Source organism: Pseudomonas sp. WC2 (assembly GCF_050586545.1).
GTDB lineage: Bacteria > Pseudomonadota > Gammaproteobacteria > Pseudomonadales > Pseudomonadaceae > Aquipseudomonas.
The window spans coordinates 88,373-110,134 of sequence record NZ_JBOBDR010000011.1 but is presented as its reverse complement, the minus strand read 5'-3'; the positions used below and the strand labels follow the sequence as shown (position 1 = coordinate 110,134).

The 21,762-nt window shown below is 60.2% G+C and carries 24 protein-coding genes; 1 reads left to right on the top strand and 23 read right to left on the bottom strand.

The window, feature by feature from the left end:
• Positions 1 to 47: 47 nt before the first annotated feature.
• The 14 genes from ACQ4OE_RS15355 to flhA form a co-directional block, all read right to left on the bottom strand.
• Positions 48 to 440, bottom strand: a complete 393-nt coding sequence (locus ACQ4OE_RS15355; protein WP_430947119.1) for a DUF2802 domain-containing protein — start codon at positions 438 to 440, stop codon at positions 48 to 50.
• The gene (locus ACQ4OE_RS15350) at positions 441 to 926 is read right to left on the bottom strand and encodes a chemotaxis protein CheW (RefSeq protein WP_042558251.1); all 486 of its coding nucleotides are present in this window, start codon (positions 924 to 926) and stop codon (positions 441 to 443) included.
• Positions 927 to 1,001: 75 nt separating this feature from the next.
• Complete coding sequence (locus ACQ4OE_RS15345) at positions 1,002 to 1,949, bottom strand: CheW domain-containing protein (protein ID WP_430947118.1); 948 nt, start codon at positions 1,947 to 1,949, stop codon at positions 1,002 to 1,004.
• Positions 1,950 to 1,951: 2 nt separating this feature from the next.
• Positions 1,952 to 2,740 carry a ParA family protein gene (locus ACQ4OE_RS15340; RefSeq protein WP_008077691.1) on the bottom strand — a complete coding sequence of 263 codons (789 nt, stop codon included), beginning with the start codon at positions 2,738 to 2,740 and terminating at the stop codon, positions 1,952 to 1,954.
• A gap of 43 nt (positions 2,741 to 2,783) precedes the next feature.
• The gene (gene motD / locus ACQ4OE_RS15335; protein ID WP_008077690.1) at positions 2,784 to 3,674 is read right to left on the bottom strand and encodes a flagellar motor protein MotD; all 891 of its coding nucleotides are present in this window, start codon (positions 3,672 to 3,674) and stop codon (positions 2,784 to 2,786) included.
• A gap of 12 nt (positions 3,675 to 3,686) precedes the next feature.
• Positions 3,687 to 4,427, bottom strand: a complete 741-nt coding sequence (locus ACQ4OE_RS15330; RefSeq protein WP_008077689.1) for a flagellar motor protein — start codon at positions 4,425 to 4,427, stop codon at positions 3,687 to 3,689.
• Complete coding sequence (locus ACQ4OE_RS15325; protein WP_430947117.1) at positions 4,427 to 5,575, bottom strand: protein-glutamate methylesterase/protein-glutamine glutaminase; 1,149 nt, start codon at positions 5,573 to 5,575, stop codon at positions 4,427 to 4,429. Before ACQ4OE_RS15325 ends, ACQ4OE_RS15330 begins: the two co-directional genes overlap by 1 nt.
• Before the next feature lie 49 nt (positions 5,576 to 5,624).
• The gene (locus ACQ4OE_RS15320; RefSeq protein ID WP_430947116.1) at positions 5,625 to 7,895 is read right to left on the bottom strand and encodes a chemotaxis protein CheA; all 2,271 of its coding nucleotides are present in this window, start codon (positions 7,893 to 7,895) and stop codon (positions 5,625 to 5,627) included.
• A gap of 54 nt (positions 7,896 to 7,949) precedes the next feature.
• The gene (locus ACQ4OE_RS15315) at positions 7,950 to 8,738 is read right to left on the bottom strand and encodes a protein phosphatase CheZ (protein ID WP_122593422.1); all 789 of its coding nucleotides are present in this window, start codon (positions 8,736 to 8,738) and stop codon (positions 7,950 to 7,952) included.
• An 18-nt stretch (positions 8,739 to 8,756) separates the two neighbouring features.
• Positions 8,757 to 9,128 (bottom strand): chemotaxis response regulator CheY, encoded by a 372-nt coding sequence (locus tag ACQ4OE_RS15310; protein ID WP_024012118.1) that lies wholly within the window; start codon positions 9,126 to 9,128, stop codon positions 8,757 to 8,759.
• A 166-nt stretch (positions 9,129 to 9,294) separates the two neighbouring features.
• Positions 9,295 to 10,035, bottom strand: a complete 741-nt coding sequence (gene fliA / locus ACQ4OE_RS15305) for an RNA polymerase sigma factor FliA (protein ID WP_007920004.1) — start codon at positions 10,033 to 10,035, stop codon at positions 9,295 to 9,297.
• Positions 10,032 to 10,862 (bottom strand): flagellar synthesis regulator FleN, encoded by an 831-nt coding sequence (gene fleN / locus ACQ4OE_RS15300; protein ID WP_003222917.1) that lies wholly within the window; start codon positions 10,860 to 10,862, stop codon positions 10,032 to 10,034. The genes fliA and fleN overlap by 4 nt, the downstream gene beginning before the upstream one ends.
• Positions 10,863 to 10,978: 116 nt before the next feature.
• Entirely contained in the window at positions 10,979 to 12,319 is a 1,341-nt protein-coding gene (gene flhF, locus ACQ4OE_RS15295) for a flagellar biosynthesis protein FlhF (RefSeq protein WP_053118396.1), read from the bottom strand.
• A gap of 11 nt (positions 12,320 to 12,330) precedes the next feature.
• Entirely contained in the window at positions 12,331 to 14,460 is a 2,130-nt protein-coding gene (flhA, locus tag ACQ4OE_RS15290) for a flagellar biosynthesis protein FlhA (protein ID WP_122593420.1), read from the bottom strand.
• 587 nt (positions 14,461 to 15,047) lie between these two features.
• On the opposite strand from flhA, the gene ACQ4OE_RS15285 reads away from it, so the two are divergent.
• On the top strand, positions 15,048 to 15,404 hold the full coding sequence (locus ACQ4OE_RS15285) for a DUF6124 family protein (RefSeq protein WP_430947115.1): 357 nt from the start codon (positions 15,048 to 15,050) through the stop codon (positions 15,402 to 15,404).
• A gap of 59 nt (positions 15,405 to 15,463) precedes the next feature.
• Here the strand turns inward: ACQ4OE_RS15285 and ACQ4OE_RS15280 are convergent, their stop codons facing one another.
• The 9 genes from ACQ4OE_RS15280 to fliL all read right to left on the bottom strand — a co-directional run bounded on the left by ACQ4OE_RS15280 (position 15,464) and on the right by fliL (position 21,709).
• Positions 15,464 to 16,171 (bottom strand): hypothetical protein, encoded by a 708-nt coding sequence (locus ACQ4OE_RS15280; RefSeq protein WP_430947114.1) that lies wholly within the window; start codon positions 16,169 to 16,171, stop codon positions 15,464 to 15,466.
• A 141-nt stretch (positions 16,172 to 16,312) separates the two neighbouring features.
• Complete coding sequence (gene flhB / locus ACQ4OE_RS15275; protein ID WP_430947113.1) at positions 16,313 to 17,452, bottom strand: flagellar biosynthesis protein FlhB; 1,140 nt, start codon at positions 17,450 to 17,452, stop codon at positions 16,313 to 16,315.
• Between the two features lie 3 nt (positions 17,453 to 17,455).
• Positions 17,456 to 18,241 carry a flagellar biosynthetic protein FliR gene (gene fliR / locus ACQ4OE_RS15270; protein ID WP_122593412.1) on the bottom strand — a complete coding sequence of 262 codons (786 nt, stop codon included), beginning with the start codon at positions 18,239 to 18,241 and terminating at the stop codon, positions 17,456 to 17,458.
• Between the two features lie 3 nt (positions 18,242 to 18,244).
• The gene (gene fliQ / locus ACQ4OE_RS15265) at positions 18,245 to 18,514 is read right to left on the bottom strand and encodes a flagellar biosynthesis protein FliQ (RefSeq protein ID WP_430947112.1); all 270 of its coding nucleotides are present in this window, start codon (positions 18,512 to 18,514) and stop codon (positions 18,245 to 18,247) included.
• Positions 18,511 to 19,269: a flagellar type III secretion system pore protein FliP gene (fliP, locus tag ACQ4OE_RS15260; protein WP_007920027.1), complete on the bottom strand. Its 759-nt coding sequence runs from the start codon at positions 19,267 to 19,269 to the stop codon at positions 18,511 to 18,513. The genes fliQ and fliP overlap by 4 nt, the downstream gene beginning before the upstream one ends.
• Complete coding sequence (gene fliO, locus ACQ4OE_RS15255) at positions 19,269 to 19,721, bottom strand: flagellar biosynthetic protein FliO (RefSeq protein WP_122593408.1); 453 nt, start codon at positions 19,719 to 19,721, stop codon at positions 19,269 to 19,271. The genes fliP and fliO overlap by 1 nt, the downstream gene beginning before the upstream one ends.
• Complete coding sequence (gene fliN / locus ACQ4OE_RS15250) at positions 19,722 to 20,171, bottom strand: flagellar motor switch protein FliN (protein ID WP_007920031.1); 450 nt, start codon at positions 20,169 to 20,171, stop codon at positions 19,722 to 19,724. It abuts the gene before it with no gap.
• A 56-nt stretch (positions 20,172 to 20,227) separates the two neighbouring features.
• Positions 20,228 to 21,196: a flagellar motor switch protein FliM gene (gene fliM / locus ACQ4OE_RS15245; protein ID WP_007920032.1), complete on the bottom strand. Its 969-nt coding sequence runs from the start codon at positions 21,194 to 21,196 to the stop codon at positions 20,228 to 20,230.
• 9 nt (positions 21,197 to 21,205) lie between these two features.
• The gene (fliL, locus tag ACQ4OE_RS15240; RefSeq protein WP_430947111.1) at positions 21,206 to 21,709 is read right to left on the bottom strand and encodes a flagellar basal body-associated protein FliL; all 504 of its coding nucleotides are present in this window, start codon (positions 21,707 to 21,709) and stop codon (positions 21,206 to 21,208) included.
• Between the last annotated feature and the right edge of the window lie 53 nt (positions 21,710 to 21,762).

Sequence of the window (21,762 nt, the reverse complement as noted above, 5' to 3'; positions counted from 1 at the left end):
TTTCCCCTGTAGGAGCTGCCGAAGGCTGCGATCTTTTGATCTTGCTTCTAGTTCTTGTGCAGCTTGCGCATCAACTCCGCCTCAGCCTGGGTCAACCCACACGACTGAGTCAGTTCATCGACGCTCGCGCCCATGCCCACCAGTTTCGCCGCTTGGGCGAATGACAGGCTCGATGGGTCGCGCTGTTCCAGCGCAACGATTTTGTCCGGCAACGGGCTCACCACCGCACGCAGCTCGTGCAGCGCGTCGCCCATGCGCACGTTACCGTTCTGGTAATCGTCGACGCGTTTGGCCAGGTCTTTGATGCGCTGATCACGCAGCGCATCGCCCTGAGCCTGTTGCGCGGCAATCACTTTTTGCGCCTTGATGTACGACACAAACATTGCCAGGGTGCCTGCCCAGAAGAGGAACAGGACAATGACCGCGACCTCGAGAATCAATCAGATATTCTCCAGGTCCGACCATTCTTCTTCGCTCATCATCTTGTCCAGCTCGACCAGGATCAGCAACTCGTTGTTCTTGTTGCACACGCCCTGAATGAACTTGGCCGACTCTTCGTTGCCGACGTTTGGCGCGGTCTCGATTTCCGACTGACGCAGGTAAACCACTTCGGCCACGCTGTCGACCATGATGCCGACGACTTGCTTGTCGGCTTCGATGATGACGATACGGGTGTTGTCGCTGATCTCGCCGGTGCTCAGGCCGAAGCGCTGACGGGTGTCGATCACGGTGACCACGTTACCGCGCAGGTTGATGATGCCCAGCACGTAGCTTGGCGCGCCCGGCACCGGAGCGATCTCGGTGTAGCGCAGCACTTCCTGAACGCGCATCACGTTGATGCCGTAGGTTTCGTTGTCCAGTTTGAAGGTTACCCATTGCAGGATCGGATCTTCAGAACCCTTTGCCGCCGTCGCCTTGTCGTTCATACCCTAGCCCCTCGAAGTACCGCGCATGGCGGTTTATGTTTCGTATTCCGGCATATCGATGCCGGTACTGTCTGTTTATGTCGGTTTGTGGTTCGGCTTACTGCCGGACATGTGCTTTGCCCCGCCACTGGCGATCAACTCCGCCAGTGCGGAGACATCGAGCAAGGCGCACATGTGTTCAATCACCGTGCCGGCGAGCCATGGCCGCTGACCTCGATGACTTCTCCATTTGATTTCATTCGGGTCCAGACGCAACGAGCGGCTGACCTGATGCACCGCCAGCCCCCACTCGTAACCTTGTACCGAAATCACATACTGCAGGCCCTGACGGAAGTCATCGCGATAGCGATCGGGCATGACCCAGCGTGCGGTGTCCAAAACTTTCAGGTTGCCGGCCTGGCTCGGCAGAATTCCGAGGAACCATTCCGGCTGACCGAACAGCGGCGTCAGCTCATGGCCGGCCAGCGAATAGATCGAACCGAGGCACACCAGCGGCACGGCCAGGGTCAGCCCGGCGACGTCGAACAGCAGGCACTCGAACGCTTCGGAGGCCCACGCTGGACGGCCATCGGTTTCCACCGGTGGCGGCGTGTTGTTCGGCGGCAGATGCACTTCCACCAGCGGCGGTACCAGCGTCTGCTCGACGGGTGCGGGCGCAACTGGCGCTGGAGCTGGGGCCGGTTCGACCACGGCCGTTTCCGGCGTGGTCGTCAGCAACCGGGTTTGCAACAGCGGCGCGAGTGTCGAGACTGGCGCGCGCGTTTCTTCGATCAACGCCACTGGCGCTTTGGCAACCGGCGCGGCGGATGGCGCAGCAATCGGTCTGGCCGCTTTCTGCGCATCACGGGCCTGCTCTTCCAGCACCGCAGCCTGAAACTCGTCCAGTGCCTCGGCGCTTTCCACCACGTCAGGTTGCGCCGCGACTACCGCTGGCAGCGCTTCCGGAACGTCATGCAGCAAGTCTTCCAGATAGGACTGCAAGGCCAATTGCGGGCGCGAGGTGAGTTTGACCGGGCGGTTCATGTTTACGCCACCTGCGGAACAAGTTGTTGCGCCAACAGATGCTTGAGCAGCGCGCGGTAGGCCAGCACGCCACGGCTCTTGCCGTCGAATTGCGAAGGCGTGACACCGGCTCGGCTGGCATCGCGCAGACGGGTATCGACCGGGATGTAGCCCTGCCAGATCTCGTCGGGAAACTTGTCACGCAGCACCCGCAAGGTGTGCATCGATGCCTGCGTACGGCGGTCGAACAGGGTCGGCACGATGCTGAACGGCAGCGCCTGTTTGCGCGAACGGTTGATCATCGCCAGGGTGTTGACCATGCGTTCCAGACCTTTGACGGCCAGATGCTCGGTCTGCACAGGGATCACCAGTTGCTGGCTCGCCGCGAGGGCGTTGACCATCAGCACGCCGAGCAAGGGCGGGCTGTCGATTACCGCGTAATCGAAGTCCTGCCACAGCTGCGCCAGACTCTTGGCGATGACCAGACCGAGGCCACTCTGCCCCGGCGACTGCCGCTCGAGGGTCGCCAGCGCAGTGCTCGACGGCAACAGGGAAATACGTTCATCACTGGTCGACAACAGCAACTGCCCCGGCAGGCCTTGCGGCACGCTGCCCTTATGCAGAAACAGGTCGTAGTTGCTGTGCTCCAGGCTGTCGGGGTCGTAACCGAAATAGCTGGTCATCGAGCCGTGCGGGTCGAGATCGACCACAACCACACGCTTGCCCGCCTCGGCCAGCAATCCGGCTAAAGCGATGGAGGATGTGGTTTTACCGACACCACCCTTTTGATTGGCGACTGCCCAGACTCTCATTCAGTTCGTTCCTCCCGGCCGATATCCTCGACCGAGACATAGCTCAGCGTGTTAATGCGGGTGACGGAGAATTGACGGCACTCTCGCGTCCCGGCGTCTTGACCGGGGTCGGTGCAGTTTGTGTGCCAGCACGCTTCAACGCGGCGTCCGGTTGCGCATTGGCGGTCCCGGTGCCCGTTAGGCTGCGGCGCACATCGAGATTGCGCGACACCACCAACACCACGCGACGGTTCTTCGCGCGGCCTTCAACGGTGGCGTTGTTGGCGACCGGTTGAAACTCACCGTAACCCACCGACGCCAGACGACCAGGGTTCACGCCCTGCATCGCCAGCATGCGCACGATGCTCGCCGAACGCGCGGAGGACAGTTCCCAGTTGGTTGGGTACTGCGCGGTGCGGATCGGCTGATCATCGGTGAAACCTTCGACGTGAATCGGGTTATCGAACGGCTTCAGAATCGCCGCCACCTTGTCGATGATGTTGAACGCGATGTCGCTCGGCATGGCGTCGCCACTACCGAACAACAGGCTGGAGTTGAGTTCGATCTCGACCCACAGTTCATTGCCGCGCACGGTCATCTGGTTGGAGCTGATCAGGTCACCGAACGCAGCGCTGATGTCATCGGCGATGCTTTTCAGCGGATCGCTGGCACCGGCGATACCGGCGTCGATCTGCTCGGCGTCCTTGACCAGCGGCTTGGCCGGGGTCACGGTCTTCGGCCGTTCATCGCCGATCGGGATCGGTTTGAGCGCGCGGTCGGAGTCTTTGAAAACGCCGACCAGCGCTTCGGAGATCTCTTTGTACTTGCCTTCGTTGATCGACGAAATCGAGTACATGACCACGAAGAACGCGAACAGCAATGTGATGAAGTCAGCGTAGGAAACCAGCCAGCGTTCGTGGTTTACATGCTCTTCCTGGTGGCGACGACGAGCCATGAGCTTATTCCCTTAATCCATGAAGCCCTGAAGCTTCAACTCGATGGAGCGAGGGTTTTCACCTTCGGCGATCGACAAAATGCCTTCCAACAACATTTCGCGATAACGCGACTGCCGTAGCGCAATAGACTTCAGTTTGGCCGCCACCGGCAGCAGGATCAGGTTGGCACTGGCCACGCCATAAATGGTCGCGACGAAAGCAACGGCGATGCCGCTGCCCAGTTGTGTTGGATCAGCGAGGTTGCCCATCACATGGATCAGGCCCATCACCGCACCGATGATGCCGATGGTTGGCGCGTAACCGCCCATGCTTTCGAAGACTTTGGCGGCTTCGATGTCGCGCGCTTCCTGAGTGTAGAAATCCACTTCGAGGATGCTGCGGATCGCTTCCGGCTCGGCGCCGTCGACCAGCAGTTGCAGGCCCTTGCGCGAGTAGTTGTCAGGTTCGGCGTCAGCCACGCCTTCCAGACCGAGCAGGCCTTCCTTGCGCGCGGTGAGGCTCCAGTTGACCACACGGTCGATGCCGCCAGCCAGGTCGACACGCGGCGGAAAGAAGATCCAGGCCAGAATCTGCATGGCGCGTTTGAACGCGCTCATCGGCGATTGCAGCAGCGCAGCACCGATGGTGCCGCCCAGTACGATCAGTGCCGCCGGGCCGTTGGCCAGCGCACCGAGGTGACCCCCTTCCAGGTAGTTGCCGCCGATGATGGCGACGAACGCCATGATGATCCCGATAAGGCTTAAAACATCCATCAGATACACGCCTCGACGATGTGCTTGCCGATATCGTCCAGGCTGTACACCGCATCGGCGAGGTCAGCTTTGACGATGGCCATCGGCATGCCGTAGATCACACAACTGGCTTCGTCCTGCGCCCAGATCGAGCTGCCGCCCTGCTTGAGCAGACGCGCGCCTTCACGGCCGTCAGCGCCCATGCCGGTCAATACCACCGCCAGAACTTTGTCACCGTAGGATTTCGCCGCCGAACCGAACGTGATGTCCACGCACGGCTTGTAATTCAGGCGCTCGTCGCCCGGCAGAATCTTCACCGCGCCACGGCCGTCGATCATCATTTGCTTGCCACCCGGGGCCAGCAACGCCAGGCCCGGACGCAGGATGTCGCCATCCTCGGCTTCCTTGACGCTGATGCGGCAGAGCTTGTCGAGACGCTCGGCAAACGCTTTGGTGAACGCCGCCGGCATGTGCTGGATCAACACGATCGGTGCCGGGAAGTTCGCCGGCAACTGAGTCAGCACGCGCTGCAGCGCAACCGGGCCGCCCGTCGAGGTGCCGATGGCAAGCAGTTTGTAGGCTTTGCGTTTCGGTGCTGGCGAGGACGAACTGGCCGTCGACGCGCGGCTTGGAGCTGGTGCATGCACAGGGGCAGGCGCCGGACGGGCCGGAGCATGAGTGCTGTGGCTGCTGAAGCTTGATGCCGCCGGGGTTGGCGCAGGTGCGGGCGCAGCCACTGGAGCCGGCGCGCTGTAAGCACTGAAACGACGGTTACTGCGCGAGATGCTATGCACTTTTTCGCACAGCAGTTGTTTAACCTTCTCGGGATTGCGCGAGATGTCTTCGAAATTCTTCGGCAGGAAATCCACCGCGCCGGCGTCCAGCGCATCCAGGGTTACCCGAGCGCCTTCGTGGGTCAGCGAGGAGAACATCAACACCGGAGTCGGGCAGCGCTGCATGATGTGCCGCACTGCTGTGATGCCGTCCATCATTGGCATCTCGTAGTCCATGGTGATCACGTCCGGCTTGAGCGCCAGCGCCTGATCGATCGCCTCTTTACCGTTGGTTGCGGTGCCGACCACCTGGATGCTCGGATCTGCTGAAAGAATTTCCGAGACGCGGCGGCGGAAAAAACCCGAATCGTCCACCACCAGGACTTTGACTGCCATAAACACTCCATTAGGTGCAGCGGAACGTTGTCGCCCCGCTGCCCCGGATTCAAATACGCCGTGCGGCGTAACGCTTGAGCATGCTTGGAACATCGAGAATCAGCGCGATGCGGCCGTCACCGGTGATGGTGGCGCCGGACATGCCCGGAGTGCCCTGCAGCATTTTGCCCAATGGCTTGATGACCACTTCTTCCTGACCGACCAGTTGATCGACGACGAAGCCGATCCGCTGAGTGCCCACCGAAAGGATCACCACGTGGCCTTCACGCTGCTCTTCGTGAGCGGCGGAGCTGACCAGCCAGCGCTTGAGGTAGAACAATGGCAGCGCCTTGTCCCGCACGATCACCACTTCCTGACCGTCGACGACATTTGTGGTCGACAGGTCGAGGTGGAAGATTTCGTTGACGTTGACCAGCGGGAACGCGAACGCCTGATTGCCCAGCATGACCATCAACGTCGGCATGATCGCCAGCGTCAGCGGCACCTTGATGACAATCTTCGAGCCTTGGCCCTTGGTCGAGTAGATGTTGATCGAACCGTTGAGCTGGGAAATCTTGGTCTTCACCACGTCCATGCCGACACCGCGGCCAGACACGTCGGAGATCTCGGTCTTGGTCGAGAAACCCGGGGCGAAAATCAGGTTGTAGCACTCGGTATCGCTGAGGCGATCGGCCGCGTCCTTGTCCATCACACCGCGTTTTACCGCGATCGAACGCAGGACGTTCGGGTCCATGCCTTTGCCGTCATCGGAGATCGACAGCAGGATGTGGTCGCCTTCCTGTTCGGCCGCGAGCACCACGCGACCGCCACGGGCCTTGCCCGACGCTTCGCGTTCTTCCGGCGACTCGATGCCGTGGTCGACGGCGTTGCGCACCAAGTGGACCAGCGGGTCGGCCAAGGCCTCGACAAGGTTTTTGTCGAGGTCGGTTTCTTCACCCACCAGTTCCAGGTTGATCTCTTTCTTCAGCTGACGCGCGAGGTCGCGAACCAGACGCGGGAAGCGCCCGAAGACCTTCTTGATCGGCTGCATCCGGGTCTTCATCACCGCGGTCTGCAAGTCAGCCGTGACCACGTCGAGGTTCGACACGGCCTTGGACATGGCTTCGTCGCCGCTGTTGAGGCCCAGGCGCACCAGACGGTTACGCACCAGCACCAACTCGCCGACCATGTTCATGATTTCGTCGAGACGTGCGGTATCGACGCGCACGGTGGTCTCGGCTTCGCTCGCCGGTTTTTCCGGTGGCGGTGCAGCGGCAGCACGGGCCGGAGCCGGTGCAGCAGCGGCAGCCGGTTTTGGCGCTTCGGCTTTCGGTTCAGGCTTGGCAGCAGGCTTCGGCGCGGCGACGGCAGCCGGCGCCTTGGCGGCTGGCGTGGCAACTGTCGAAGCAGTGCCCGCCGTCGCGGTGCCGACTTCGCTGAACTTGCCTTTGCCGTGCAATTCGTCGAGCAGCGATTCGAATTCGTGATCGCTGATCAGATCGCTGCCGGCCGCGGCGGCCACGGGAGCAGCAGGCGCTGGTGCCGAGGCAATCGCTGACTCCAGCGCATCGACGGCAAAGTTGCCCTTGCCATGCAACTGATCGAGCAGGGCTTCGAATTCGTCGTCGGTGATGTCGGTGCTGTCGCCCTTGGCCGGTGCCGCAGGAGCTGCCGCAACTGGCGCAACCGCGTCCACCGCGAACTGGCCTTTGCCGTGCAGTTGATCGAGCAGCGACTCGAACTCGGCATCGGTGATTTCATCGCTCGCGGCTTCAGCGGCCGTTTGCGCAGGTGCAGCAGCGGCCGGGGCTTCGGCTTCAGCCTTGACGGCGTTCAGCGAGTCCAGCAGCTGTTCAAATTCGTTATCGGTGATGTCGCCCGACGCGTCGCCTTCGACGACCAGTTCTTCGATCATCTCCGCCACTGGCGAAGCCGGGGCTTCATCCGCCGATTGCGGTTCGGCCAGGCGCGCCAGAGCGGCCAGCAGTTCCGGCGTAGCGGCGGTGATCGGTGCGCGTTCACGGACTTCGCTGAACATGCTGTTCACCGCGTCCAGTGCTTCAAGCACCACGTCCATCAGTTCTGCATCAACGCGACGCTCACCCTTACGGAGGATGTCGAACACGTTTTCGGCGATGTGACAGCACTCCACCAGCTCATTGAGCTGAAGGAAGCCGGCGCCCCCTTTTACAGTGTGGAAACCGCGAAAAATTGCGTTGAGCAAATCTGCGTCATCCGGACGGCTTTCCAGCTCGACCAGTTGTTCGGACAGTTGCTCAAGAATCTCGCCGGCCTCAACCAGGAAATCCTGAAGGATCTCTTCATCGGCGCCGAAGCTCATTAATGGGGTGCTCCTACAGGTCTAAAAACCCAAAAAACCTACAATTCCAAAACTCTAGAATCCAAGGCTGGATAACAAATCGTCCACATCGTCCTGACCGGACACAACGTCTTCTCGTTTATCGGCATGAATCTGCGGACCTTCACCCTGCGAGAGATGTTTTTGTGGATCTTTTTCTGCAAGCATCGCGGCGCGGTCATGTTCGATGCCCGCAAAGCGGTCGACCTGACTGGCCATGAGCACGAGTTTGAGCAAATTGCTTTCGACTTCGGTGACCAGTTGGGTCACACGCTTGATCACCTGACCGGTGAGGTCCTGGTAATCCTGAGCCAGCAGGATGTCGTTGAGGTGGCTCGACACTTCACGGTTGCCCGTGCTGCTGCGTGACAGAAAACCGTCGACCCGGCGCGCCAGTTCGCGGAACTCTTCAGCCCCGACTTCACGACGCATGAAACGCCCCCAATCGGTACTCAAGGCCTGGGCTTCTTCAGCCAGACCATTGACCACCGGCGTGGCGCTTTCCACCAGATCCATGGTGCGGTTGGCCGCGGCTTCCGTCAGCTTGACCACATAGCCCAAGCGTTCGGTGGCGTCGGTGATTTGCGACACTTCCTCGGCCTGCGGCATGTGCGGATCGATCTGGAAATTGACGATCGCACTGTGCAGTTCGCGTGTGAGCTTGCCCACTTCCTGATACAGGCCGCGGTCACGGGTCTGATTGAGCTCATGGATCAGTTGCACAGCGTCGCCGAACCTGCCTTTTTCAAGGCTCTCGACCAGTTCGACCGCGTGTTTTTTCAGGGTCGACTCGAAATCGCCCTGTGAAGATTCTTTATGCTCCATAGCTCCCCCGCGCGTTCATCAGCCGATGCGTTCGAAAATCTTCTCGATTTTGTCTTTCAGCGCCTGAGCCGTGAAAGGTTTGACGACGTAGCCGTTTACACCGGCCTGAGCGGCTTCGATGATCTGCTCGCGCTTGGCTTCTGCAGTCACCATCAGTACCGGCAGGTGCTTGAGCTTTTCATCGGCACGCACGTGACGCAGCAGGTCGATACCGGTCATGCCCGGCATGTTCCAGTCCGTTACCAGAAAGTCGATGCTTCCGCTGTTGAGCACTGGAATGGCAGTGGTGCCATCGTCAGCCTCGACGGTGTTGGTGAACCCAAGATCACGCAGCAGGTTCTTGATGATCCGCCGCATCGTTGAGAAGTCATCAACGATGAGGATTTTCATGTCTTTGTTCAATTCGACCTCCAAGCAGTCTTAAACGCGCCCAGCACCTGGACGCGCCACTTCAATCAATCGGCGCAGCACTCGAAGACTGTCTGGAGCACAACAGAGCAAGACCGGTGCCGTTCATCACCGCACCAGCCTCGTTCGCAGTGTCCCCACACTGCCTTCAGCGCGCTCGCCACTCCCCCAAACGCCCCCGCAAACGGGCCGCGCACTGGCTGTGTAACTGGCTGACCCGCGATTCACTGACGCCAAGGACTTCACCGATTTCCTTGAGGTTCAGCTCTTCGTCGTAGTACAGCGCCAACACCAGTCGCTCACGCTCCGGCAAATTGGCAATCGCGTCCGCCAGCGCCGCCTGGAAGCGTTCATCTTCCAGATCGCGTGACGGCTCAAGATGAGCACTCGCGCCATCCTCGTGCAGCCCTTCGTGTTCGCCGTCCTGCAGCAGGTCGTCGAAACTGAAGAGGCGGCTGCCCAAGGTGTCATTCAAAATCCCGTAGTAATCGTCGAGACTCAATTGGAGTTCGGCTGCAACCTCGTGATCTTTAGCGTCACGGCCGGTTTTAGCTTCAATTGAGCGAATTGCGTCACTGACCATACGGGTATTGCGGTGAACCGAGCGTGGCGCCCAGTCCCCTTTGCGCACTTCGTCGAGCATCGCGCCGCGGATTCGAATGCCCGCGTACGTTTCGAAACTGGCGCCTTTGCTGGCGTCATATTTGGTCGAGACTTCGAGCAGGCCGATCATCCCGGCCTGGATCAAATCTTCAACCTGCACACTCGCCGGCAATCGCGCCAGCAAGTGATAGGCAATGCGTTTGACCAGCGGCGCGTAACGCTCGATCAGCTCGTACTGAGCGTCACGTGCCGACTTTTTGTAGTAATTCATACCGCTAGCGGTCATAGCACGGGCCCTGCCGTTTGCTGCACGAGACGCTCGACGAAAAACTCGAGATGGCCGCGCGGGTTGGCGGGCAGCGGCCAGGTGTCGACCTTCTGTGCAATGGCCTTGAATGCCAGCGCGCACTTGGAGCGCGGGAAGGCTTCGTAGACGGCACGCTGCTTCTGCACCGCTTTACGCACGCTTTCGTCGTAAGGCACGGCGCCGACATATTGTAGGGCGACGTCGAGGAAGCGGTCCGTGACCTTGGTCAACTTGGCGAACAGGTTGCGCCCTTCCTGCGGGCTCTGCGCCATGTTGGCGAGAACGCGGAAGCGGTTCATGCCGTAATCGCGGTTGAGCAGTTTGATCAGCGCGTAAGCGTCAGTGATCGAGGTCGGCTCATCGCAGACCACCAGCAACACTTCCTGGGCTGCGCGTACGAAACTGACTACCGAGTCACCAATACCCGCAGCGGTGTCAATCACCAGTACGTCGAGATTGTCGCCGATGTCGCTGAACGCCTGAATCAGACCGGCGTGTTGGGCCGGGCTCAGGTGGACCATGCTCTGAGTGCCGGACGCGGCCGGCACGATGCGAATGCCACCGGGGCCTTGCAACAGCACGTCGCGCAATTCGCAACGGCCTTCGATGACGTCGGCCAAAGTGCGTTTCGGGGTCAGACCCAACAATACGTCGACGTTCGCCAGTCCCAGATCGGCGTCCAGCAGCATGACCCGACGGCCAAGCTCTGCCAGAGCCAGAGACAAGTTCACTGACACGTTAGTCTTGCCGACGCCACCTTTGCCGCCGGTCACCGCGATCACCTGTACGGGATGCATGCTGCCCATGTTATTTCTTTACCTTGTCTTGCATAGACGGAGGCCACATTACTGGCTGCGCGTTCACAACCGGAACAATGCATGGCAGACCATCGATGTAGGTACAAAAACTGTTCATGAATACCTCAGCCTACCTGCTTGGTCGGGCTGTGGTAGATATCAGCGAACATGTCAGCCATGGCTTCTTCGCTGGGTTCTTCCTGCATTTGCACGCTGACGGCGCGGCTGACCAGTTGATGACGACGCGGCAGATGCAAATCATCCGGAATCCGTGGGCCATCGGTCAGGTACGCGACCGGCAATTCATGACTGATCGCCAGGCTTAACACTTCGCCAAGGCTGGCCGTTTCATCCAGTTTAGTCAGGATGCAGCCGGCTAGCCCGCAACGCTTGTAACTGTGATAAGCGGCGGTTAGAACCTGTTTCTGGCTGGTGGTTGCCAAGACCAGATAATTTTTTGAACGGATGCCACGCCCGGCCAGGCTTTCGAGCTGCATGCGCAGGGCCGGATCGCTGGCTTGCAGGCCGGCAGTATCGATCAAAACCACGCGTTTGCGCAGCAATGGATCCAGTGCCTGCACCAGCGATTGACCAGGATCGACGTGAGTCACCGGCACATTGAGGATGCGACCGAGGGTCTTCAGTTGTTCCTGAGCGCCGATGCGAAAACTGTCCATGCTCACCAGCGCGACATTCTGCGCGCCGTACTTGAGCACATAACGTGCGGCCAGCTTGGCCAGTGTGGTGGTCTTGCCCATGCCGGCAGGGCCGACCATGGCGATCACACCGCCCTCTTCCAGCGGCTCGACTTCCGGTACGGCAATCATCCGCGCCAGATGCGCGAGCAGCATGCGCCAGGCCTGACGCGGCTCTTCGATATCGCTGATCATCGACAGCAGATCGCGCGACAACGGGCCGGACAGACCGATGCGCTGCAGACGGCGATACAGGTTGGCCTGAGCCGGACGACTGCCTTGCAACTGATTCCAGGCCAAGGTGCCGAGCTGCACTTCCATCAGCTCGCGCAGGCTGTTCAATTCAAAACGCATCGAGTCCAGTGCACGCGGATCAACGCCGCCGGAGGACTGCGCAGGCGCCGGGGCCGGACGCGCCGGCGCGGCGTAAGTCGGCTCGGTCAGCGGTTCAGCGGCGGTCAGCGGCAGGCCAGCGGTCAACGGCAGCCCGGCAAAGATCTGACGATTGCTGTTGCCATCGGCTTCGCCACGCAGGCTCAACTCGGCCTGGGCGGTGACGATGCGCGACTGAGTCTTGCGCAGCTCGTCCTCAAGTTCCATGTTCGGAACCCGTGGCGCCAGCGCCGACAATTTGTAATCCAGTGCCGCCGTCAACTCGACACCGCCGGCAATGCGGCGGTTGCCAATGATGGCGGCATCAGCGCCCAGCTCATCACGAACCAGCTTCATGGCCTGACGCATATCGGCGGCAAAGAAACGCTTAACTTGCATAAACCACTACCTCAGCCGTTGGGCCCTACTGTCGCAACGATGGTCACTTGCTTGTTGTCCGGTATTTCCTGGTAGGCCAGCACATGCAATCCAGGGACTGCGAGGCGGCCAAAACGCGAGAGCATCGCGCGGATCGGGCCGGCGACCAAAAGGATCACCGGCTGACCTTGCATTTCCTGACGCTGCGCCGCTTCGATGAGCGAACGCTGCAGCTTCTCGGCCATGCTTGGCTCCAGCAGAACGCCCTCTTCCGAGCCTTGTCCTGCCTTCTGCAGACTATTGAGCAATATTTGTTCCAACCTTGGTTCCAAGGTGATCACAGGCAGCTCGGACTCAGTGCCTACAATGCTTTGGACGATGGCGCGGGATACGCCGACGCGCACTGCCGCCACCAGCGCGGCGGTATCTTGACTCTTCGCGGCGTTGTTGGCGATGGCTTCGGCGATGCTGCGGATGTCGCGCACCGGCACATGTTCGGCGAGCAACGCTTGCAGCACTTTGAGCAACTGCGACAACGTGACCACGCCCGGCACCAGCTCTTCTGCCAGTTTCGGCGAGCTTTTGGCCAGCAATTGCATGAGTTGTTGCACTTCCTCGTGGCCGATAAGCTCGCTGGAGTGCTTGTACAGAATCTGGTTCAAGTGCGTTGCCACCACGGTGCTGGCGTCGACCACGGTGTAACCGAGGGATTGCGCCTGGGCACGCTGACTGATTTCGATCCACACCGCTTCCAGCCCGAAAGCCGGATCTTTGGCGTTGATACCGTTGAGCGTGCCGTACACCTGGCCCGGGTTGATCGCCAGTTCGCGATCCGGGTAGATCTCGGCTTCGGCGAGAATCACGCCCATCAGGGTCAGGCGATAGGCGCTTGGCGCCAGATCGAGGTTGTCGCGGATGTGTACGGTCGGCATCAGGAAGCCCAGATCCTGCGAGAGCTTCTTGCGCACGCCCTTGATCCGCGCCAGCAATTGCCCGCCCTGATTACGATCCACCAGCGGGATCAGGCGATAGCCGACTTCCAGACCGATCATGTCGATTGGCGTCACGTCATCCCAGCCCAGCTCCTTGGTTTCCATGGCGCGGGCCGGCGACGGCAGCAGTTCCTGCTGGCGTTTGACCTCTTCCAGCGCGACCACTTTGGCCACGTTCTGCTTCTTCCAGAACAAGTAGGCGCCACCGGCAGCCAGCGCGGCCATGCTCAGGAACGAGAAGTGCGGCATGCCCGGCACCAGGCCCATCACCGCCATCAAACCGGCGGCCACGGCCAGCGCCTTCGGCGAGGCGAACATCTGGCGATTGATCTGCTTGCCCATGTCTTCCGAGCCGGAAGCACGGGTCACCATGATCGCTGCAGCTGTAGATAACAACAGTGATGGCAATTGCGCCACTAAACCGTCACCGATGGTCAGCAAGGCGTAAACCCGACCGGCATCGCCGAAGCTCATGTTGTGCTGGAAGATACCGACGGCCATCCCGCCGATAAGGTTGATGAACAGAATCAGCAGGCCGGCAATGGCGTCACCACGGACGAACTTGCTGGCACCGTCCATCGAACCGTAGAACTCGGCCTCTTGGGCGACCTCCTGACGGCGCGCCTTGGCCTGGTTCTGGTCGATCAGACCGGCGTTGAGGTCGGCGTCGATCGCCATTTGTTTGCCGGGCATCGCATCGAGGGTGAAGCGCGCGCTCACCTCGGAAATCCGCCCGGCACCCTTGGTCACCACGACGAAGTTGATGATCATCAGAATCGCGAAGACCACGATACCGACCACGTAGTTACCACCGATCACCACTTCACCGAAGGCCTGAATCACCTTACCGGCAGCGGCGTGGCCGTCCTGACCGTGGAGCATTACCACCCGCGTCGAGGCCACGTTCAACGCCAGCCGCAGCAGTGTCGCGACCAGCAGAATCGTCGGGAACACGGCGAAATCCAGCGGTCGCAGCGCGTAAACGCAGACCAGCAGAACGACGATCGACAGGGCGATGTTGAAGGTGAAGAAGACGTCCAGCAGGAACGGCGGCACCGGCAACATCATCATCGCCAGCATCACCAGCAACAGCAACGGCACGCCCAGATTGCCTCGACTGAGGTCGGCAACGTTAGTGCGTGCTGTGTTGAATAACTGAGAGCGATCCACCGGTTTTCCCCGTTCCTTTAAAGCAAACTTTTGACGCCCAGAGCGGGCTCACGGCGGCTATTGCAAGAAGCTTTCCAACTTTTGCAAAGGATTGAAACAGAGGGGTTTAACCGAGTGTTTTCCGCTGACCGGAATGGCCCCTTCGCGAGCAGGCTCGCTCCCACAGGGGAAATGCATTCCAAACAGTGAAGTGGAATGCGTTCCAAATGTGGGAGCGAGCCTGCTCGCGAAGAGGCCAATGAAGTCAGCGCAAATCGCCTTTTAAACTAACGCGTTTAAAAGACACCTGCAGACACGCCTTCCAGGCTACAAATCCTTGCGCCTTTGCCTACAGCCAAGCCAGAATCCGCCGGCTTGTGCGCCTTGGGGGCGGGTTCTATTGTGGTTCGGTCGCTGACGAATCAGCGATCGGGTCTCGCAGCCCGTCGATCTCTGGACGCACAACACCCGCTTTTTATGGCGGCTGTACGTGGGAGACCTTCGGGTCTGCCGGTTCTAGAGTCCCGGTCTGCGACCCGCGTATAGCTGCCACCCTCATTCGTCTCGCAGCGAACGTTGGCAGCTCCAATGACTCTAGGAGCTTCACCATGATCAAACCAACACCAAACCCACCCGAATCCGACCCCGCCTCACCTTACGAATCCATCGATTCAAAAAAACTCCACGACGCCGCCGAACGCGCCCTCGATCACTACCTTTGCCCCGGCAGCACCCGGCCTCCGCGCAAACCCAGCACGATGTACGCCGTCGTCGCAGATATCAAAAGCGAAGAGTTGCTGGCCAACGCCTGCGAAACCCTCGCCTCAGCCAGAACCATCGCCCACGACTTCGCCAACCTCATACCCGCATCGCAGCGCCGAACGCTGCAGGGGATCGCGCAATTGATCATGCTCGGGGAGTTGGCGGTGAATCGGGCGCTGGATAACCTTGAGCTGCCGCAGTAGCGCGCCCCTCGATGAACGTTCCCACGCTGCGCGTGAGAACGATCAATCAACCGTAAAAATCAGACTTGCCCAGCCCTCAGCAGCCGTTCCGCAGGAATCTCGCCAAACTCAAGTTCGCGCCCGACCATGTAAAGCGTGCCGCGAAACATTTGGCGGCTCTCGACTTTGACGACCTCCTCCTCGGCATCCATCAAGATGACTTTGGAGCCAGGTTGTCGCCCACCGTCCTCGCCCTCCTCCGACTCCAACAGATTCAGGGCCCAGCGAAAATCGATGATCGGCAAGTCACGAATCTGCACTTGGCGCTTGTCCCCACCCCAGCGAAAATCCCGGCGTACCGTTGCGCGCAATTGACCGCCAACCAGCTCGAAGACCGGTTTTGCATAACGGTTTTCAAGCCCGCCCACCGACCATTCGCTCATGTAGTAATCGCTGGGGGTGAACACTCTGAACAGCGCTTCGTTGCTGGTGATTTTCCCGGCTGAGTCGAAGAAGTAGTTATACGCATAGTGGTAGCCCAAACCATCCAGCTCAGGGCGAATGGCATTGATCGGACTGTCCAGATAATCGGGGACGTACAGGTCCGCCATGACTTTGAAGTTGAGAAAATCCAGGCTCAAATCAAAGACCGCGGAGTAACCGATTGCACCCTCGCTCGGGCGCTCCTCCAGCCGCCCTGAAACGAACTCGATTTTCATGCCTGGAAGGTTGCGATGTGGACGCTCTGCCATGATATTTGCCTCTGAAAAGACATCTTGAGCGCCCACGAGCCCCTGCTCGCAAACATTCACAGCAAGACATCCGACGGGTTTATTCCCGTCGTAATCAGAGCGTCAGCGGGTGACCTGCGTCTACTGTAAGAACTAACAGGTACAGAGGGTTTTCAGACAGACGGCGTCGATGGACCGTCAGGAATCGCGACGCAAATCCGGCGGAATCGGCAGGTCGTCCTTGAGCGGGTCCGGGCGTTTGCCCTTGCCGGCGCGGAACTGGCGGATCTGGTAGACGTAGGCCAGAACCTGCGCGACGGCCAGGTACAGGCCGCTGGGGATTTCCTGGTCGAGTTCGGTGGAGTAGTAGATCGAGCGCGCCAGCCCCGGCGATTCGAGGAGCATGACGTTGTTGGCCACGGCGATTTCGCGGATCTTCAGGGCGAGGAAGTCGCTGCCCTTGGCAATCAGCATCGGCGCGCCGCCCTTCTCGGAGTCGTACTTGAGCGCGACGGCGTAGTGCGTCGGGTTGGTAATGACCACGTCGGCGTCGGGGATCGCCGCCATCATGCGGCGCTGGGACATTTCGCGTTGGGTCTGGCGAATGCGCTGTTTGACCTCGGGGCGACCTTCCTGATCCTTGTGCTCGTCGCGCACTTCCTGCTTGGTCATCAGCAGTTTCTTGTGCGCTTCCCAGAGCTGCACCGGTACGTCGACGGCGGCGATGATGATCAGGCCGCAGGCCAGCCACAAGGTGCTCCAGCCCACCAGCGTGACGCTGTGAATGATCGCTGACTCCAGCGGCTCGTGGGCGATCCGCATCAAGTCATCGACATCCGATAACAGCACCACCAACGCCACTCCCAAGGTAACCGAAAACTTGGCCAGCGCCTTGAGCAGTTCGACCACAGCCTTGAACGAAAACATTCGCTTCAGGCCTGCCGCCGGGTTCATCCGGCTGAACTTGGGCGCCATGGAACCGGCTGCAAACAGCCAGCCACCGAGAGAAATTGGCCCGATCAGAGCAGCCAGCAACAACGTGATCATGAACGGCTGGATGGCCACCAGTGCTATCTGACCTGACTTCAACAGAAATGCGCCCATGGATCCCTGATCCATGATCACCTCACGCGACAGCGTGAAATTCAGGCGCATCAATTCCATCAGGTCTTCAGCGAGCGCGCCGCCGAACACCAGCAGCGCGCCGGCACCAGCCATCATCACGGCGAGGGTGTTGAGCTCTTTGGAACGGGCGATCTCCCCCTTCTCACGGGAGTCTTTTTTGCGCTTGTCCGTGGGGTCTTCTGTTTTGTCCTGACCGCTTTCGCTCTCAGCCATGAGTCAGCGCGCCCGTGCCAGTTCGCGTAACAACTGCAAGGCCTCGGTGGCCAGCGGTTGATACTGATTGAGAATGTCCGCCAGACCGACCCAGACGATGAACAGACCGAGCACCAGGGTCAGCGGGAAACCGATGGAGAAAATGTTCAACTGCGGTGCCGCCCGGGTCATCACGCCAAACGCGATGTTGACCACCAGCAACGCGGTCACGGCCGGCAACACCAGCAACAATGCCGCGCCCAGCACCCAGCCGAGCTTGCCGGCCAGTTCCCAATACTGCGCCGTCATCAACCCGCCACCGACAGGCAGTGTGGTGAAGCTTTCGGTGAGGACTTCGAAGACCACCAAATGGCCGTTCATCGACAGGAACAACAGGGTCACGAGCATGGTGAAAAACTGCCCGATCACCGCCACGGACACACCGTTGGCCGGGTCGACCATCGAGGCGAAGCCCATGCCCATCTGGATCGCGACAATCTGCCCGGCCACGGCAAACGCCTGGAAGAACAGTTGCAGGGAAAACCCCAGCACGGCGCCAACCAGAATCTGCTCGGCGATCAGCAGCAAACCACTGAGATCCAGCGGACTGACCGCGGGCATCGGCGGCAGACTCGGGGCGATGCACACGGTGATTGCCACGGCGAAATACAGACGTATGCGCCGCGACACCAGCGTGGTGCCGAACACCGGCATGACCATCAACATCGACGCGACACGAAACAGCGGCAACATGAACGAGGCCACCCAGGTACTGATCTGGGTGTCGGTCAGCTGAAGCAGCGATTGCATGGCTTAGCCGATGACCAGCGGAATGTTTTTGTACAACTGGATGATGTATTCCATGAAGGTCTGCACCATCCACGGGCCGCCCACGATCAGCGTTACCAACATCACCAGCAAACGCGGCAGGAAGCTCAAGGTCTGTTCGTTGATCTGCGTCGCGGCCTGGAACATCGCCACGAGCAAGCCGACCAACAGGCTCGGGATCACCAGAATCGCGACCATCAAAGTGGTCAGCCACAGCGCTTCACGAAAGATGTCGACCGCGACTTCTGGCGTCATGGCGAGACACCTCCGAAACTGCTGGCCAGGGTGCCGATGATCAGCGCCCAGCCATCCACCAGCACGAACAGCATGATCTTGAACGGCAGCGAAATGATCAGCGGCGAGAGCATCATCATACCCATCGCCATCAGCACACTGGCCACGACGAGGTCGATGATCAGGAACGGAATGAAGATCATGAAGCCGATCTGGAAAGCGGTTTTAAGCTCGGAGGTGACGAACGCCGGGACCAGAATGGTCAGCGGCGCCTGATCCGGCGTGGCGATGTCGGTGCGCTTGGACAGGCGCATGAACAGCTCCAGATCGCTGGTGCGAGTCTGCGCGAGCATGAAGTCCTTGATCGGCACCTGGGCTTTTTCCACCGCTTGCTGGGCGGTGAGTTTCTCGGCCAGATACGGTTGCAGCGCATCGTTGTTCACCCGGTCGAACACCGGCGCCATGATGAACAGGGTCAGGAACAGCGCCATACCGGTGAGGATCTGGTTCGACGGCGTCTGTTGCAGGCCCAGAGCCTGACGCAGGATCGAGAAGACGATGATGATCCGGGTGAAACTGGTCATCAGGATGACCGCCGCCGGAATAAAGCTCAGCGCGGTCATGATCAGCAGGATCTGCAGACTGACCGAATACTCCTGCGCGCCATCGGCGTTGGTGCCCAGCGTGATCGCCGGGATCGACAACGGATCGGCGGCGAACGCCAGTGGCGCGGCCAGCAACAGGGCCAGCGTCAAGACGATGCGTAGCGCACCCATTACTTCGTATCCTTCTGATCCTTGCCGAGAATTTTCAGCAGATGCTGAGCAAATTCCGGGGTCGCTTTTTCACTGGTCGCCGGCACGTCGACCGGTTCCTTGAGCACGTGCAGCGCGGTGATGGTGCCGGGGCTCAGGCCGAGCAGAATCTGCTCGTTGCCGACCTGTACCAGCAGCAAGCGGTCACGCGGACTGAGTGCGCGCGAACCGATCAGCTCGATCACTTGGCCCTTGCCCGCGGGGCCTGCCTGCTGCACGCGACGCAACAGCCAGGCGAGGAAGAAAATCACCCCCAGCACCAGCAGCAGACCGAACACCAGTTGCGTCAATTGCCCGGCCACGCCGCTGTTGACCATCGGCGCGGTCGCCGCAGGCACGCTGGTGGCTGTCGACGGTTCGGCGGCCAGCACGCTCAGCGGCAACGCCAGCAGAGCCCAGAGAAACCTGTTCACTCAGCGCAGCTTCTTGATGCGTTCGCTTGGGCTGATCACGTCGGTCAGGCGGATGCCGAACTTCTCGTTGACCACAACCACTTCGCCGTGAGCGATCAGTGTGCCGTTGACCAGCACGTCCAGCGGCTCACCGGCCAGACGATCCAGCTCGATCACCGACCCCTGATTGAGTTGCAGCAGGTTGCGGATGTTGATGTCGGTGCTGCCCACTTCCATCGAAATCGACACCGGGATGTCGAGGATCACGTCCAGGTTCGGACCGTCCAGGGTGACCGGATCGTTGTTCTTCGGCACGCTGCCGAACTCTTCCATCGGCAGACGCGAGCCGCTGGCTGCGTCGGCGGCCAGCAATGCGTCGATGTCAGCTTGGCCATCACCGGTCTCTTCCAGGGCAGCAGCCCATTCATCAGCCAGTGCCTGGTCGTCCTGGGCGTTCATATCGTCGTTCATCATTTGTCCTCGGCGGGCAAAAATTCAGTTAAATGCTTGGGGGTAGGAGCGCCGCTTCAGCGACGCTCGATCGGCTCGATCACTTGCAACGCGAGGTTGCCTTTGTGCGAGCCCATCTTGACCTTGAAGGCCGGCACGCCGTTGGCGCGCATGATCATTTCGTCCGGCATTTCGACCGGGATCACATCCCCCGGCTGCATGTGCAGGATGTCGCGCAACTTCAACTGGCGGCGCGCCACGGTGGCGCCAATCGGCACGTCGACATCGAGCACGTCCTGACGCAGCGCGTTGACCCAGCGCTCGTCCTGATCGTCGAGGTCGGACTGGAAACCGGCATCGAGCATTTCGCGCACCGGCTCGATCATCGAGTACGGCATGGTCACGTGCAGATCGCCGCCACCGCCATCGAGTTCGATGTGAAAGGTGGAGACCACGATCGCTTCGCTCGGGCCGACGATGTTGGCCATGGCCGGGTTCACTTCCGAGTTGATGTACTCGAAATTGACTTCCATGATCGCCTGCCAGGCTTCTTTCAAATCGACGAAGGCCTGTTCCAGCACCATGCGCACCACGCGCAGTTCGGTCGGGGTGAATTCACGCCCTTCGATCTTCGCGTGACGGCCGTCGCCGCCGAAGAAGTTGTCCACCAGTTTGAACACCAGTTTGGCGTCGAGGATGAACAGCGCGGTGCCGCGCAACGGTTTGATCTTGACCAGGTTGAGACTGGTCGGCACGTACAGCGAGTGCACGTATTCGCCGAACTTCATCACCTGTACGCCACCGACGGCAACGTCCGCCGAGCGGCGCAGCATGTTGAACATGCTGATGCGGGTGTAACGGGCAAAACGCTCGTTGATCATTTCCAGAGTCGGCATGCGTCCACGGACGATGCGATCCTGGCTGGTCAGGTCGTAGCTTTTGACACTGCCGGGTTCGGCAGCGTTATCGGTCTGTACCAGACCATCGTCGACGCCGTGCAACAGCGCGTCGATTTCATCCTGGGACAGCAGATCCTGCACGGCCATGTCGTGTTCCTACTGCAGTACGAAATTAGTGAAAAGCAACTGTTCGATCACCACTTTGCCCAGCTCTTTCTGCGCCACTTCCTGGACGCTGGCTGTGGCCTTCTGGCGCAACATCTCTTGCCCGACCGGGGTCGCCAACGTGGCGAAATCCTGACCAGAGAAGAGCATCACCAGGTTGTTGCGGATCACCGGCATGTGCACTTTGAGCGCTTCCAGATCGGCCTGATTACGCGCCAGCATGGTGATGCTCACCTGCATGTAGCGCTGACGGCCGTTCTGGTTGTAGTTGGCAACGAAGGCTGGCGCCATCGGCTCGAAGATCGCCGGTTGCTTGCCGACAGGCGCTGCATCAGCGGCTTCGGCAGGCTTGCTCTGAGCGCCATGCATGAAGAACCAGGTCGCCCCCACGGACGCGCCAATGGCCAGCAGCAACGCCAGCACGATCACAATGATCAGCTTGAGTTTGCCTTTGGTTGCGGGGTCTTTCACTGCTGCTGTATCGCTCTTCGCCATGCCAATAATCCGTCACTAATCGGGTTTTCACAGTCGCACGGCAAGGCAAGAGC